The sequence below is a fragment of the Ochrobactrum sp. WV_118_8 genome (assembly GCF_039631535.1).
GTDB lineage: Bacteria > Pseudomonadota > Alphaproteobacteria > Rhizobiales > Rhizobiaceae > Brucella > Brucella anthropi.
On the sequence record NZ_JBDIUZ010000001.1, the window covers coordinates 2,312,691 to 2,327,281 of the forward strand.

Here is a 14,591-nt window from a genome sequence, read left to right on the forward strand (position 1 = left end):
CCGTCAAGCGCGGATACTACTGATCGATTATAAGGGTTTTCTGGAAAGGAGCACGGGCCTGCGACCGGAGATCGACCGCCGGACGCTCCTTTCAGCGAGCCCGGCGATCGCCGCTAAGGCCGAGGGTAAGAAGCGAGTTTAGAACGCAAACATCAACGCGCGCGCCGAAGGCGGCTGCGGAATGTTCCAAGGATGTTGCGTTTCTGATCGTCATGGAAAAGCTTTTACACGCGCGATTTGTACTGTGCAAGACAGTATTTCATTCAGGCGAAGGGCACCGCGCTGGTTCCCGGCGGCAGCTTGGCCTCATCCTCCGGCTCGACGTGGATCACCACGCGCGCGCTGTCGATCTGCTTCTTCAGGGCATCTTCGATACGGTCGCAAATCACATGGGCATCGCCGACGCTCATTTCCGCCGCAACGACCAGATGAAACTCGATGAAGGTTACACGGCCAGCGATACGGGTCTTCAGGTCATGAACTTCGATAGCGCCGCCCGCATTGGCCGAAATCACATCGCGAATGCGCATTTCCTCGGTCGGCTCGACGCCGATATCCATCAATCCCTGCACCGAGGAATTGATGACATGCCAGCCCTGCCAGAGAATGTTGATTGCCACCAGAATAGCAAGCAGCGGATCGAGTATGGCCCAACCGGTCACGACCGCACCGACAAGACCAACCAGAACGCCCACGGAGGTGAACACATCGGTCATGATGTGCTTGCCGTCGGCTTCCAGCGCAGGTGAGCGGAACTTGCGACCAGTGCGGATCAACAATGATGCCCACAAGCCGTTTATGACTGCGGCTACCGTGTTGATGCCAAGGCCAAGCCAGGGTTCATCGAGCGTTCGCGGTGATTGAAGCGCAAACCAGGCTTCGCGGAAGATCAAAAGTGCGGCGACCGTAATCAGAACGCCTTCCACAACAGCCGAAATATACTCGGCCTTGTGATGACCGAAGGGATGATTGTCATCGGCGGGCAGATAGCTGACGCGAATGGCCCACCAAGCGCCGATTGCCGCGATCACATTGACGATGGATTCCAGCGCGTCCGAATAAAGGGCCACGGAACCGGTCAATGCATAGGCCAGATATTTCAGACCCATCACACCAAAAGCAACGGGAATAGACCAAGCGGCAAGCCGCCGAACCTTTGCACTCGCGTCCATGATGAACCTTTGAATATCGTTATCTTGTCCCGAAATCGAGACGGGCCTACGCACAGCCCTTCACTCATTTGCTAGAGCGCGATTCGATCTGATTGAATCAGATCGGCGCTCTACGTGTTTGTTTTGAACCGCGCATCTGATCCGAAAACCGTTTCACACTTTTCGGGATACGCTCCAGCGCGCGGGACACATCCACAACGCATCTGGCATATGCAGCAGCAATTCACCGCCGTTCTATACCCCAGAAAAGCGAAACTTCGTACCCCTGTTTTTTCAGTTACGGCATTTAATTTTCTCCTGCAAATGCAAGGCATTACAGTTGCAAATGAGTTGCCAAAGCAGACAATGGGCAAGCATAGCAAGCGCACAAAAAAGCCAGCCGCAGCGATGGCTGCGGCTGGCTCGAAATCGGAACGAAAAGCGTTCGATCAGTAGTTGGTACGGCGCGCCTTGTTCTTGCCCGCCAGATGCGTCACCACATTCTCGATCATGCGCATTCCGGCGTTATGACCAAGCGTCATGATGGATTCCGGATGGAACTGAACGGCGGCAACCGGTTCCTTTTTGTGCTCGAAAGCCATGATGACACCGTCTTCCGTTTCCGCTGTGACCAGGAAATCGTCCGGCAGACGTTCCGGATCGGCGAAGATCGAATGATAGCGCCCGACCGTCACTTCCTTTGGCAGGCCCGAGAATATCCGCTCCGGCTTCGACACGCGAATGCGCGACGGCTTGCCGTGCATCGGAATACGCAACTGGCGCAGCGTACCGCCATAGGCTTCTGCCAGTGCCTGCAATCCAAGACAGACACCGAAGATCGGCAGTTCCCGCTTGCGCGCCTTGTCGATGGTCGCCTTACAATCGAAATCCTGCGGCGTGCCCGGTCCGGGTGACAGAACCACGAGGTCAGGCTTGACCCTGTCGAACACATCTTCGGCAACAGGCGAACGCACCGTCGAGACCGTAGCGCCGGTCTGGCGGAAATAATTGGCGAGCGTGTGCACGAAGGAATCTTCATGATCAACAAGCAGGATCGATATCCCCTCACCCACCTTTGCCGCCACGCGTTCTTCGGCAATTTGATTGCTCTTCTGCGCTTCACGCACAGCCGAGATCATCGCCGATGCCTTCAATTCAGTTTCGGCTTCTTCCTCTTCCGGATTGGAATCGAACAGAAGCGTTGCACCAGCCCGAATTTCGGCCACGCCATCCTTCACGCGGATGGTGCGCAGCGTCAGGCCGGTGTTCATGTCTCCATTGAAGTGCATCATGCCGATGGCGCCGCCATACCATGCACGCGGGCTACGTTCGTTTTCCTCGAGGAAACGCATCGCCCACAGCTTCGGTGCGCCGGTCACGGTCACAGCCCATGCATGGCTGAGGAACCCGTCGAAAGCATCCATGCCGTCGCGAAGCCGCCCTTCAATATGATCGACCGTATGGATCAGGCGCGAATACATCTCGATCTGACGGCGACCGATGACGCGCACCGAACCCGGCTCGCAGACACGGCTCTTGTCGTTGCGGTCCACGTCCGAGCACATCGTCAGCTCGGATTCATCCTTCTTGGAATTCAGCAGTTTCAGAATCTGTTCCGAATCCGAAATCGCATCTTCGCCGCGCTTGATCGTGCCGGAGATGGGGCAGGTTTCGATACGCCGTCCGTTGACCCGCACAAACATTTCCGGCGATGCGCCGACCAGATATTCGTTGTCACCCAGATTGATGAAGAACGAATAGGGTGACGGATTAATCGTCTTCAACCGGCGGAAGATTTCCGATGGCGCGGTATGGCAGCGCTCATAGAAGGTCTGGCCCGGGACCACTTCAAAGAGGTCGCCGCGCTTGAAGCTTTCCTTGGCGCGCTCTACGAGCTTCGCATATTCGCCCGGATTGTGATCGCCGCGCGCAAGCTTGGCTTCCGATGGTTTGAAGGCCTGTGCAGGCGTTGCCCGTGCGAGACCATGCGTGGATGAGCCACCGCAGGCGAATTCATAACGATCCACCCAGGCACGCGCCGCATAGTGATCGGCCACGAAGATTTCATCAGGAATGAACAGCACCAGATCGCGCTGATCGTCGGGACGCTTCAGCTTGTACTGAACGGGATCGAACTGGAACGCCAGATCGTAACCGAAGGCACCGTAGAGGCCGAGATTGGCGTCTTCCTCAGAGAAGAACAGACCGACAATAGCGCGCAGAACGGTGAAGACCGAAGGCATACGCGAGCGCTCTTCCTCGGTGAAGGTTCCGCTCGGCTCGGCAATGGTCAGCTCAATGCGGTTTTCTTCGGCCTTGTCGACCGTCACCTCGGCAAGCGCCTTCACTGTGTCCAGGATAGGCCGCAGAAGAATGACGCCGCGGGCATTCAGCGCTTCGATGCGCATGGTGCGGGCGCGCGAGGTGATGACCACCGGAGGATCGACGATAGCCGTGTCCCATCGCGTATAGCGGCCCGGATATTCGTAGTTCGACGAAAACACCGCACCACGCCGTTCGTTCAGCGCATCGATATAGGTCTCGATCGCGCCCTTATAGGCAGTGAGGTGACGCACGCGCTCGACGACGATGCCGCCTGCCGTCTCGTGCTGGAATATCTCGCTATCCGCAATCTTCGCATTCATGATCGGCTATCCCAAATCTCAACTGTTTCCGAATATTTCCAGAACCCGGTTTCCCCGCCAGTCTTATTCAAACAGCCAAACAAAAAGGCCGCCCGGATAATCCCAGCGGCCTGTTTTCTAAACGCAAATGCACAAACGCCTGCGTGGCCGCTTTTAGCGGGCCCACCACCAACCGTTGATGACGATATTGCGCGAAATGTTCATGGACGTACTGTTAGCGTTCAATGTGTTCGCTTGCAACCGGAAAATTCAGCCACCCAAATGTGCCACGCAGGCCATCTTCGGGACGAAGTTCCACAGGTCTCGCAAAAGAAAATCCGGACAGTTTTGGGGCTGTCCGGACTTCCTCAGAACCGGGATAAACGAAACGGAAGGAATGGGACGATTCCTCCAGTTTCAAACACCCCCTTACCCCATGCCAAAATTTACAGGTGCAATATAACTTTCAGTATGCGCACTATCCTTATCACAGGTTGCGCATAATTTACAACCTGTGATTGTTATTTGCATATATGCTTACGTTTAAGCCGAATTCATCCGAGTAGTTCAAAAATTTGTAGGACCACCCAACAAGTTTCATCTTGCGTCGGGGACCGATTTCGGATTGATTTCCGTGGCAACTCAAACACATATGCAAAAATCAAGAACAGAGCCGTCACACATAAGCGGCCATTGGGGACAACTGATGAAGAATCTCGATGCGATGGACAGGAGTATTTTGCGCGCCCTTCAGGAGAACGGGCGTCTGACCAATACCGAACTGGCCGATCGCATAAATCTCTCGCAGACGGCAACTGCCGAACGCGTCAAACGACTGACCCGTGAAGGGTATATTCTCGGCTATTCGGCGCGGCTTTCACCCAAGATGCTCGACCGGGCCATGCTGGTCTTTATCGAGATCAAGCTTGATCGCACCACGCCGGAAGTCTTTGAAACCTTCTCGACCTTCACCCGCAACAATCCCGACATTCTGGAATGCCACATGGTTGCGGGCGGCTTCGATTATCTCGTCAAAGCCCGTGTATCCGACATGGATCACTATCGGCGTTTCCTTTCGGAGGCGCTTCTTTCTCTGCCCGGCGTGCGGGAATCGCACACTTACGCCGTGATGGAGGAAGTGAAGGAAACCGCCTATATCGCCGTCTGAACCGGCGACAAGCCCTTCCTGAAGACATCGTTGCTGTCAGCAGAATGGCAGCAACGAACTCCCTACTTTTCACTTCAAACTTGCTATCGCTTATTTACGGGTATATACCCGCAATATGTCACATCCGTGTTTTTGTATCCTTCTGCGCCAGGCTGCCCGCAAGACATCGAGCGTCTATGACAACGCTCTGGCACCGCTTGGCATCAATGTCGCGCAGTTCAGTACGTTGCGAAAAATCCGTCGTGCGGGTTCCATCTCGCTGACCGAGCTTGCACATCTGTCCGAGCTGGATCGGTCGACCATGGGCCGCAATGCGAAGGTTCTGCAGCGCATGGGGCTGATCGAGCCTGCGGCCAGCGAAGACCATCGCGAGACCAGCGTAACGCTGACGGCAGACGGTCGCGATCTTGTGGAACGCGGCGGCCCGCTCTGGGATCAGGCGCAGGAAGAAATCGAAGCCAGGCTGGGAGAGGATGGCGTGGAACAGCTGGAAAGCCTGTTACGCAGCCTCGATTGACCGGAGACCGGCTGTCCCTTGACTGAAAACAATGACCTGAAGCCACGCGCCCGTTATGGAGCGAACGGTTTCGCCATCAAACGTATGGCTGGCCAAAAGCCAGCTTGAAACCAGCTTAAACCCGAAAGCGCCAAAGATGATTTCTGCCCGCCTTGCCAGCTTTCTCGCCCAGAGGAACATCCATTACGGATGGGTCGTCGCCGCCATCACCTTTCTGACCATGCTGGCGACAGCAGCTGCCATGGGGTCTGCGGGTATCCTGATCGAACCGCTCCAGCGTGAATTCGGCTGGACGAATGCGAATATCTCCTTCGCAATGGCGCTTCGCCTCGTTCTTTTCGGCCTGATGGGGCCGTTTGCGGCAGCCTTCATGAACCAGTTCGGCTTGCGTCGTGTGGTTGCAGCCGCTCTCATCATGATTTCACTGGGGCTTGTCGGTTCCATTTTCATGACCGAGGAATGGCAGATGGTTGCGCTCTGGGGCGTGGTGATCGGCCTTGGCACCGGCATGACGGCGCTCGTGCTCGGTGCAACCGTTGCAGCACGCTGGTTCGAAAAGCGGCGCGGTCTGGTCGTCGGCCTGATGACAGCCAGTAATGCCACCGGCCAGCTCGTCTTCATGCCGATCCTTGCCAGTGTCAGCCAGACCATCGGCTGGCGAACGTCGCTCACCATCGTCGTTTGCTTCCTTGTTGCCGCGCTTGTGTTGGTTCTCGCTTTGATGCGTGACCATCCGGCGGATATCGGCTTGAAGCCTTACGGCCGCACAGCGCCGCTCCCGGCACCCGGACCCAGAATGAGCTTCGGCACCATGCTGGCCTCACCCCTCGTCACGTTGCGCGAAGCGTCTTCAACGGCAACTTTCTGGGTCCTGTTCCTGACCTTCTTCGTTTGCGGCTTTTCCACAAACGGCCTGATCCAGACGCACTGGATCACGCTTTGCGGTGATTTCGGAATTGCGCCGGTCGGTGCGGCTGGCATCCTTGCCGTGATCGGCGCATTCGACCTGATCGGCACGATCATGTCCGGCTGGCTTTCCGACCGGTTCGACAATCGCTGGCTTCTGTTCTGGTTCTATGCGCTGCGCGGTCTCTCGCTGATCTATCTGACCTTCACCGACTTCACCGTCTACGAACTGGCATTGTTCGCCGTCTTTTACGGGCTGGACTGGGTGGCGACCGTGCCGCCAACCGTCAAGCTCGCCGCCGAGCGTTTCGGCCCGGAAAAGGCCGGGCTGGTTTTCGGCTGGGTGTTCACCGGCCATCAGATCGGGGCCGCAGCCGCAGCCGCTTTCGCCGGGCTCGTGCGCACCGACTATGACAGCTACACCCCTGCCCTGATCCTCGCCGGTGCCATGTGTTTTGCCGCTGCGGCCATGGTGTTCATCATCAACCGTCCTGCTGCAAGGCCAGTCCTGCAGGCTTCATGATGCTATACGCTTCCTGCCCTTCCTGTTCAGTGCCAGCACGCCGAGACTGATCAGGAAGGCGGCGAGCGTGTCGGTCCAACCGGGCACCTCGCCCAGAAGAACAAGCGCCAGAACCAGAGTGACGACAGGGATCAGTGCTGATAGCGCTGCCCCTGCCGCCGTTCCCAGCAGCACAACGGCACGGTTGAAGGCAAAGACGCCAAAGGCCGAAGTAAGTACGCCCTGATAAAAACCCTGCAAGGCAATATCACCCCAGGATGTCGCGCCAAGCCCCTTGGGCAGGAAGAACATATAGATCGGCAAATAGACAATTGCCGAGGTGACGGCCGCAATAGCGGTTGCATGCAGCCCGTCCATTCCCTTTCTGCGAAACACCATGACATAAATCGCCCACACGAGTGCCGCGACGAAAAAGAAAAAGTGCCCGAGCATTTCCGGTCCGCCCAGTTGCGACAAACCGGCGATCAGCATGGCGCCGATCAGGATCAGCACGACCCCGAACCAGCGCGATGGCGCAAGACGTTCCTTGAGAAGCGCCATACCCAGAACGGCAACCAATGCTGTCATCAGCCCCGGAATGAGCGCTGCTGCATGGGATGCCGGAGCATATTGCAGACCACAGGTGGTCAGCAGCGCATAGGGAACACCTGCTCCGGAAACCAGAAGCACAAAGCCGAGCGGACCGAGCTTGCGAAAGCCGAACCCTTTCATCAGAACCACCGGCAACAGCACCAGCCCCGCCACGCCGAAACGCAACGCGATGATGTCGAAAGGCGTCAGTGCGGTCTTGAACCCGAAACGGGTCAGGACGAACGAACCGGACCACACGAGAACCCCGGACAGCCCCCAGGCCAGACCGCGTATGGTATCGGAAGTCGAGCTTGTCGGGGTGGTTTCGGTAATTGCCGTCATGGTCACTCGCTGCAGGATGAGGGAAGAGCGCAGACTATTGCATCCCTGATATGCGCAAGCGTCACGGATAAGCGAGATATGAGATATTAGAGTTTCTTATGCCGCTTTGCTTCTGGCGTCCTGCGCCACGTCGCAGAACCGTTCGACCAGATGCCGGACCGGACTGTCGGCCCGAAAAACAATATAGACGGTGCGAAACGTCGGCGGATTGAGGCGGCGCGCCCGCAATCCGTGCAGATCGGCCCCCGGCAGACTGATTTCTGACAGAAGCGTCGTGCCGATGCCATGGCGCACCATTTCCAGCACCGTGGCAACGTCGCGGGTGCGCACCTGCTCGCTGCGCATTTCGCCGTCGCCATGAATGATCCTGTCGATAATCATTTCGCAGCCTGCTGCGGCGATCAACTGGCGATCCCGCAGGTCCCCGGCAGTGATTGTGTCGTTGCGCATGAAGGGGTCATCACGCCGTCCCACCACGACAAGTTCTTCACGGCCAACTTCCCGTGCTTCAAGCTCGGGCGTCGGCAGCGATGTAATGCCGAGATCGGCAATACCATCGCGCACCCATAGACTCACATCGTCGTGCCCGCCCTCGAAAGCGCTGAATTCAATGCCGGGATAAAGCCGCTGAAACGTCTTTCGCAGACCGGGCAGAACATATTCAAGCTGACTTGGAATTGCCGCGACGCGCAGCCGTTCGGGCGCGCTGGAAGCACTGCACCGTGCCTGCAGTTCTATCCGGTCGACTGCCGCGAGGGCGGCCTTGGTATCGGCAAGGATCGAATGCCCGAACGCCGTCAGGGCGGCTCCATCGCGCTTTCGCGCCAGCACATCGACCCCGAGGATTTTTTCCAATGTCGCAATCGCCTGACTGGCTCCCGATTGCGTGAGCCGCAAGCGCCGCGCAGCAGCACCGACACTGCCGGTTTCCGCGACAGCTTCAAGCAAACGTAACTGGACCAGACTGATCTTCATCGCTTTGGTTCCGGGCTTTGGCTCCAGCTCAATCTTTCAATAATGCATCGCCCCAGTCGGCGCGACGTGCCCAACGGAACAGATCGCCGTCGCGCTTGGCCAGAAGGCGTTCTTCCGCCCTGCCGTCATCCTTGCAGAGTTTAACCGAAACTTTGCCGCCGCCAACCCGTGTCGGCGCGATAACCCGCGCTTCCACTTCATCGACCGTCTCGCGCACCGCAGCAAGATAGATGAACTTCTCATCCTCCCACGGCACTTCGGCTTCCTTGGTCAGACGATGAATACGCGAGCGCGCAACGCGGCGCGAAAAATGGCACCAGTCAGGGGTGACCAGCGGGCAATCGAGCTGGTGCGGACAAGGCGCTGCAATGATTGCGCCTTCCGCAATAAGCGCCCGGCGTGCATCGAGAATGCGCTGCCAGCCTGCCGGTGTGCCGGGTTCCACGATCACCAGCATTTGCCGTGCCGACGCCCACAAGCGCTCAATCAGTGCCTGCCGCTTTTCAGGAGCAAGCTCGTCAAGCACATAGGCAATGGTCACGAGATCGGCTTGCGGAAAATCAAGTTTCTCCCGAACCACATCCCCTGCCCGCCAGTCGAGGTCGGAAAATCCGCAATTTTGCGAAAGATCGCTGCCCACAGCTCTGATCGCAGGGCTTGCCTCGATCATCGTTGCCGAATGAAGCATGGGCCAGCATTGCTTTGCCGCCCAAAGGGCGGTTCCCGGTCCTGCACCCACATCGAGCATGGATTGCGGCGCGAAATCGGGACAAACCTCTGCTGCACTGTCCATACTGGCGCGAACCGCCGCATAGGTCGCAGGCAAACGTGCTGCCAGATAGGCCTTCGCGGCAAGATCATCGGAAATATGCATGCGTCCGTCCCGCGTCTCGGCGCGGTAACGGCGTGAAAGCATTTCAGATGCGCGCTTCAGATCGGCCAATGCCACGCCCTCAAGCGCAGCATCCACCGCCTGTCGCAATGAAGCTGGCAGTTCCATTGCCGGTCAGCGCTCCAGAACCTGTTTCACATCGACCAGATTCGAACGGACACGCAGAATGTAGAAACCCATCGTGGTCAGATGCGACGGCGTGAACCATGCATCCGGGCTACCGTTGGAAACGATAAAAGGCTGCATGTCGAGCGCGGCCCGCATCTGCTTTTCCATCTCGTCCCACACACCGTCGAGGTGCTTTTCAGCCAGAACACCGCGGAAATCCGAATGTGCGGCGCGCAGCAGGCCGTAATAGGCATAGAGCTGACCATAGGCGAACCAGAAACGGTCATCTGCACGCGTATCGAACCAGCCGGCGTGGTAATTCTCGGCACGGTCCTTGAGGATGGCCGAAGTCGAACCGAGGTCGCTTGCGATACGGTCGACAAACTGGATCAGATTGTCGGCGCGGGCATCGAAGGTAGCCTGACAGTTTTCAAGCCGTCCGTTGAAGGAGCGCAGATCCTTGATCGCCGAACGGTAATAGCTCGGCGTCGGCGTCTTCGGACCGAACGGGCTCAGGCCGAAATACCAGGAATCTTCAGCAAACTGCAGATTACCGCGCGCCTTTTGCAGATCGCCGTCGATCTGCGACGTGCCGCGCAAACGGCCGATATTGTCGACGAGTTCAATCGCGGTACGGCGTACCGCTGCATTGATGCCGCGCTGGAACGACGCCTTGTTGTCGAGGAATGGCGTGCGATCCCAGTCCAGACCGAAAAGACCGGTCTTGTAGAGCAGCATGGATGAAATCCACGCGTTCTGGTTCACGTTGAAATCGGTGAGATCAGCGGCAACTTCCGCTATCGCCGAGCGTGAGCATTTGCGAGCTGAAGATGGGATTTGTGCCGCCTGAACCGGCTGATTCGCGGGAGCGGCATCGCCAGTCTGATTGGTTTCAGGCGTGGCAGCAGGCTGTTCCACGGGCGCTGCGGTGGACGGCGCTTCGGCCGGTGCGGCCTGCGCCTTTACCTCTTCGCCGGGCGTGGTCGCATCCTGATAGCTGTACTTGGCCGGATAGTCGGGATCGAAATTCGTCCATACCTGAGTCTGCCAGATGAAATAGACGTAAAGACCGCCAAGACCGATCACGACGACCGCAACCGCAACTTTCCACAAAATTCCGAGCCGCAGGAAAAGCCGCCACAAACCGCCGAGCGGAATGGCAATCAGGCGAGCAAGCGCGGCGATGAAACGGCCCAGGAAGGAAAAAACGCCCTTTACTGCATTCCACACTGTAAAAAATCCTTCCTTTTGCCCGAAAATCCGGGCTTTCCACCGCTTCTGCATCGCCCATGGACCTATGCATTACAAGTCCCGTTAGCAAGCAGCCAAGCCTGAAAAGGCTCCACGCTCTCAAATAGAGTGTGCTCATCTTTTCGACAACCTCGAAGCCCCATCCAACTGATTTTATCCGTCATTTTCCGCTGACAGGGTTGAATCCCGAGGGCCGATCCGTAACATGGCGCCAACTCGCTTCGGCCAAATGCGTGGCAATCCAGCCCGTTTCCCCTTGGCCGACGGTTCCGGAAAATGATGAGTGACAGCAGTTTCAAGTCAGGTGCGAAACGGTTTTCCGCCGGAAACTGCGACCAACGTCGCAATCGAGAACATTTTCGCCGCTGTGGTACTTGAATGGCGCAATCTTTGGTGTTTGCTAAAGCTGGAACCGGAAAAACAATCAATCCGTCAAAACGGCCCGGTAAATGGAGAGAACAATGAAGCCCGTATCGACCTATATGCTTACGCTTGCCTTGGGTGGGCTTGCCACGGGAACGGCAATGCTGAGCGCGCCTGCAACCGGTTTCGCCGCCGAACCTGAAAGCTGTTCGACCGTCCGTTTCTCGGATGTCGGCTGGACCGACATCACCTCTACGACCGCGGTGGCGACAGAAATCCTGAAAGGTCTCGGCTACAAGACGGACATCAAGGTTCTCTCCGTGCCGGTGACCTATGCATCGCTGAGCAAAAAGGACATCGACGTCTTCCTCGGCTACTGGAACCCGTCCATGACCGCCGACCTCCAGCCCTATCTGGACAACAAGACCGTCGAGACGCTGCGCACCAATCTGACCGGCGCGAAATACACGCTTGCCGTGCCAAAATATGCTTATGACGAAGGCCTCAAGGACTTCAAGGATATCGCCACGTTCAAGGACAAGCTCGGCGGCAAGATCTACGGCATCGAGCCGGGCAATGACGGCAACCGCCTGATCCTCGACATGATCAACAAGGATGCCTTCGGCCTCAAGTCATTCGAGCTGGCGGAATCGTCCGAGCAGGGCATGCTGGCGCAGGTCGCGCGCAGCATCAAGAGCAAGGAACCGGTCGTCTTCCTGGCATGGGAGCCACATCCCATGAACAAGCGTTTCGAAATCGCGTATCTCACCGGCGGTGACGATTTCTTCGGCCCCAATCTCGGCGGCGCCAAGGTCGAAACCAACGTTCGCACCGGCTACACGCAGGAATGCCCGAATGTTGGCAAGTTCCTCACCAATCTGGAATTCAAGCTCGATATCGAAAACGACATCATGGGCAAGATTCTCGATGATGGCGAAGAGCCTTCGAAGGCTGCGACCAACTGGCTGAAAGCCAATCCGGGCGCTCTCGACCAGTGGCTCGCCGGTGTAACCACCGTCGACGGCAAGGAAGGCCTGCCAGCCGTAAAGGCGGCACTCGGTCTTTAATCCCGACATGCTGCCGGGCGGTGACAAACGCGGCCCGGCAGTTTCAAGGATGCCCGCACCCTTTCTCTTTGTTTTACGCATTATCCTACGCAAATCGCATCGCACCTTTGCCGGAAATGCTCTAGCACGCAGCAGGAGACTTGATCGTTGAACTGGCTGACGGACTACAAGATCCCTGTCGGACCGACCGCCAAATCCGTGGTGGACTGGCTGACGGACAATATGGGCGGCTTTTTCGATACCCTCGCCGCCGTCATGCAGAGCCTCATTGACGGGCTGCTTTTTCTTCTCAAGCTCCCGCACCCTCTGCTTCTCATCGCAATCTTCGCTGTCATCGCGTGGCTGATCCAGCGTCGTATCTCGGTGGTCGTGCTGACCGTGATCGGCTTCCTGTTCATCATCAATCAGGGTTACTGGGATCGAACGCTCGAAACCCTGACCCTCGTTTTGTCAGCTTGCTTTCTCTGCATGGCCATCGGCGTGCCGCTCGGCATCGCCGCAGCCCATCGCCCCGCGCTTTACGCCGCAATGCGTCCTGTGCTCGATCTGATGCAGACCCTGCCGACATTCGTCTACCTGATCCCGGCCATTGTCTTCTTCGGCATCGGTATGGTGCCGGGTCTGCTTGCAACGGCAATCTTCGTTCTGCCTGCGCCGGTGCGATTGACCCACCTCGGCATATCGTCCACACCCTCATCGCTGATCGAAGCGGGTGAAGCGTTCGGTGCGTCGCGTTCTCAGCTCTTGTGGAAGATTGAGCTGCCTTATGCCATGCCGCAAATTCTTGCCGGTCTGACTCAGACAATCATGCTGTCGCTTTCGATGGTGGTCATTGCAGCCCTTGTCGGCGCAGATGGCCTCGGCGTACCGGTTGTCCGGGCGTTGAACTCAGTCAATACCGCACTCGGTTTCGAGGCTGGACTTGTCATCGTCGTGGTCGCCATCGTGCTCGACCGTATCTTCCGCGCCGGACGCGAGAAATAGCATGATCCCGAAAAGTGGAAACCGGTTTTCGGAACAGATCATGCTCCAACAAAGATCAGGAGCACGCGGATGACCATCATCGCACTCGAAGACGTCTGCATCATTTTCGGCAGCAATGTCGATGACGCACTTGCTCTTGCGGATCGCGGCGCCACCCGTTCCCAGATTCAGGCTGAAACCAATCTCGTGCTGGGCGTGCACAACTGCACACTCAACATTGAGGAAGGTGAAATCCTCGTTCTGATGGGGCTGTCAGGCTCTGGAAAATCCACGCTTCTTCGCGCAATCAACCGGCTCAATCCGATTTCACGCGGGCGCGTCCTCGTGCGGGAAGGCGAGCGCGCCATCGATGTCGGCAAGGCCGACCGCGGAACCCTGCGCCATCTGCGCACCGAACTCGTCTCCATGGTGTTCCAGCAGTTCGGCCTGCTGCCCTGGCGTACGGTTGAAGAAAACGTCGCTTTCGGCCTGGAAATTTCCGGTATGGGCAAGGAAGACCGCCTTGCCAAAGCGCGCGACCAGCTTGAACTTGTCGGTCTGCAGGACTGGGCCAAGCGCAAGGTTGGAGAACTTTCCGGTGGCATGCAGCAACGCGTCGGGCTTGCCCGCGCTTTTGCAACCGGCGCACCGATTCTGCTGATGGATGAGCCATTCTCGGCCCTCGATCCGCTGATCCGCACGCGCCTGCAAGACGAGTTGCTGGCCTTCCAGTCACGATTGAAAAAGACCATCGTTTTTGTCAGCCACGATCTCGATGAAGCCATGAAGATCGGTAATCGCATCGCCATCATGGAAGGCGGGCGTATCGTTCAGTGCGGCACGCCGCAGGAGATTCTCCTGCAGCCTGCCGACGATTATGTCGCTGACTTCGTTGCCCATATGAACCCGCTCGGCGTGCTTCGGGCAGGCGACATCATGGTGCCCTTCGATCGCCAAGCAGCGCCACGTCCTTTTGCGGCCACTGCCCGGCGCGAAACGCTGGTGCGCGAGTTGATGAATGCGGTGGCAGACAGCAGCGGCGATGTTGGCATCATCGAAAACGGCGCCATCGTCGGCAAGATTGCAGCAGATGACATCGTGCGCGCCCTCGCCTGGCATCAGCAACGCGGAACGTCCAGCTAGAGCGGAATGCGCTTATATTCGTTCGCGC

Annotated in this window: 13 protein-coding genes; 7 read left to right on the forward strand and 6 right to left on the reverse strand. The window is 57.6% G+C overall.

The features are described from left to right. Positions 1 to 263: 263 nt before the first annotated feature. Positions 264 to 1,172, reverse strand: a complete 909-nt coding sequence (locus tag ABDF71_RS11215) for a cation diffusion facilitator family transporter (protein ID WP_010659582.1) — start codon at positions 1,170 to 1,172, stop codon at positions 264 to 266. A 114-nt stretch (positions 1,173 to 1,286) separates the two neighbouring features. On the opposite strand from ABDF71_RS11215, the gene ABDF71_RS11220 reads away from it, so the two are divergent. Further along, on the forward strand, positions 1,287 to 1,607 hold the full coding sequence (locus ABDF71_RS11220; RefSeq protein ID WP_151615360.1) for a hypothetical protein: 321 nt from the start codon (positions 1,287 to 1,289) through the stop codon (positions 1,605 to 1,607). Here ABDF71_RS11220 and ABDF71_RS11225 read toward each other — a convergent pair. Then, the gene (locus ABDF71_RS11225; RefSeq protein ID WP_029929173.1) at positions 1,601 to 3,796 is read right to left on the reverse strand and encodes an anthranilate synthase component I; all 2,196 of its coding nucleotides are present in this window, start codon (positions 3,794 to 3,796) and stop codon (positions 1,601 to 1,603) included. The two genes, ABDF71_RS11220 and ABDF71_RS11225, sit on opposite strands and share 7 nt — an antisense overlap. Before the next feature lie 685 nt (positions 3,797 to 4,481). Between ABDF71_RS11225 and ABDF71_RS11230 the strand changes: the two genes are divergently transcribed. The 3 genes from ABDF71_RS11230 to ABDF71_RS11240 all read left to right on the forward strand — a co-directional run bounded on the left by ABDF71_RS11230 (position 4,482) and on the right by ABDF71_RS11240 (position 6,889). After that, positions 4,482 to 4,943: an Lrp/AsnC ligand binding domain-containing protein gene (locus ABDF71_RS11230; RefSeq protein WP_006472719.1), complete on the forward strand. Its 462-nt coding sequence runs from the start codon at positions 4,482 to 4,484 to the stop codon at positions 4,941 to 4,943. A 115-nt stretch (positions 4,944 to 5,058) separates the two neighbouring features. Beyond that, positions 5,059 to 5,460 carry a MarR family winged helix-turn-helix transcriptional regulator gene (locus ABDF71_RS11235; RefSeq protein WP_151615361.1) on the forward strand — a complete coding sequence of 134 codons (402 nt, stop codon included), beginning with the start codon at positions 5,059 to 5,061 and terminating at the stop codon, positions 5,458 to 5,460. Positions 5,461 to 5,596: 136 nt separating this feature from the next. Further along, entirely contained in the window at positions 5,597 to 6,889 is a 1,293-nt protein-coding gene (locus ABDF71_RS11240) for an MFS transporter (protein WP_010659578.1), read from the forward strand. On the opposite strand, the gene ABDF71_RS11245 is transcribed toward ABDF71_RS11240, so the two are convergent. The 4 genes from ABDF71_RS11245 to ABDF71_RS11260 form a co-directional block, all read right to left on the reverse strand. Next, entirely contained in the window at positions 6,884 to 7,801 is a 918-nt protein-coding gene (locus tag ABDF71_RS11245; protein ID WP_151615362.1) for a DMT family transporter, read from the reverse strand. The genes ABDF71_RS11240 and ABDF71_RS11245 overlap by 6 nt on opposite strands. Before the next feature lie 96 nt (positions 7,802 to 7,897). Beyond that, positions 7,898 to 8,776, reverse strand: coding sequence for a LysR family transcriptional regulator (locus tag ABDF71_RS11250; RefSeq protein ID WP_151615363.1), 879 nt, complete (start codon positions 8,774 to 8,776; stop codon positions 7,898 to 7,900). A 28-nt stretch (positions 8,777 to 8,804) separates the two neighbouring features. Next, on the reverse strand, positions 8,805 to 9,776 hold the full coding sequence (locus ABDF71_RS11255) for a small ribosomal subunit Rsm22 family protein (protein ID WP_151615364.1): 972 nt from the start codon (positions 9,774 to 9,776) through the stop codon (positions 8,805 to 8,807). A gap of 6 nt (positions 9,777 to 9,782) precedes the next feature. Then, positions 9,783 to 11,060, reverse strand: a complete 1,278-nt coding sequence (locus ABDF71_RS11260; protein WP_151615365.1) for a DUF2333 family protein — start codon at positions 11,058 to 11,060, stop codon at positions 9,783 to 9,785. A 428-nt stretch (positions 11,061 to 11,488) separates the two neighbouring features. Between ABDF71_RS11260 and ABDF71_RS11265 the strand changes: the two genes are divergently transcribed. The 3 genes from ABDF71_RS11265 (at position 11,489) to choV (ending at position 14,563) form a co-directional block, all read left to right on the forward strand. Further along, positions 11,489 to 12,457, forward strand: coding sequence for a choline ABC transporter substrate-binding protein (locus tag ABDF71_RS11265; protein ID WP_500061555.1), 969 nt, complete (start codon positions 11,489 to 11,491; stop codon positions 12,455 to 12,457). 147 nt (positions 12,458 to 12,604) lie between these two features. Then, complete coding sequence (gene choW, locus ABDF71_RS11270) at positions 12,605 to 13,441, forward strand: choline ABC transporter permease subunit (protein ID WP_012091632.1); 837 nt, start codon at positions 12,605 to 12,607, stop codon at positions 13,439 to 13,441. 69 nt (positions 13,442 to 13,510) lie between these two features. Beyond that, positions 13,511 to 14,563, forward strand: a complete 1,053-nt coding sequence (choV, locus tag ABDF71_RS11275; RefSeq protein WP_010659571.1) for a choline ABC transporter ATP-binding protein — start codon at positions 13,511 to 13,513, stop codon at positions 14,561 to 14,563. Positions 14,564 to 14,591: the final 28 nt, after the last annotated feature.

Coding starts and splice junctions, on each gene's coding strand:
- ABDF71_RS11215 (WP_010659582.1), bottom strand. CDS start 1,172: ATGGACGCGAGTGCAAAGGTTCGGCGGCTTGCCGCTTGGTCTATTCCC.
- ABDF71_RS11225 (WP_029929173.1), bottom strand. CDS start 3,796: ATGAATGCGAAGATTGCGGATAGCGAGATATTCCAGCACGAGACGGCA.
- ABDF71_RS11230 (WP_006472719.1), top strand. CDS start 4,482: ATGAAGAATCTCGATGCGATGGACAGGAGTATTTTGCGCGCCCTTCAG.
- ABDF71_RS11235 (WP_151615361.1), top strand. CDS start 5,059: ATGTCACATCCGTGTTTTTGTATCCTTCTGCGCCAGGCTGCCCGCAAG.
- ABDF71_RS11240 (WP_010659578.1), top strand. CDS start 5,597: ATGATTTCTGCCCGCCTTGCCAGCTTTCTCGCCCAGAGGAACATCCAT.
- ABDF71_RS11245 (WP_151615362.1), bottom strand. CDS start 7,801: ATGACGGCAATTACCGAAACCACCCCGACAAGCTCGACTTCCGATACC.
- ABDF71_RS11250 (WP_151615363.1), bottom strand. CDS start 8,776: ATGAAGATCAGTCTGGTCCAGTTACGTTTGCTTGAAGCTGTCGCGGAA.
- ABDF71_RS11255 (WP_151615364.1), bottom strand. CDS start 9,776: ATGGAACTGCCAGCTTCATTGCGACAGGCGGTGGATGCTGCGCTTGAG.
- ABDF71_RS11260 (WP_151615365.1), bottom strand. CDS start 11,060: ATGCAGAAGCGGTGGAAAGCCCGGATTTTCGGGCAAAAGGAAGGATTT.
- ABDF71_RS11265 (WP_500061555.1), top strand. CDS start 11,489: ATGAAGCCCGTATCGACCTATATGCTTACGCTTGCCTTGGGTGGGCTT.
- choV (WP_010659571.1), top strand. CDS start 13,511: ATGACCATCATCGCACTCGAAGACGTCTGCATCATTTTCGGCAGCAAT.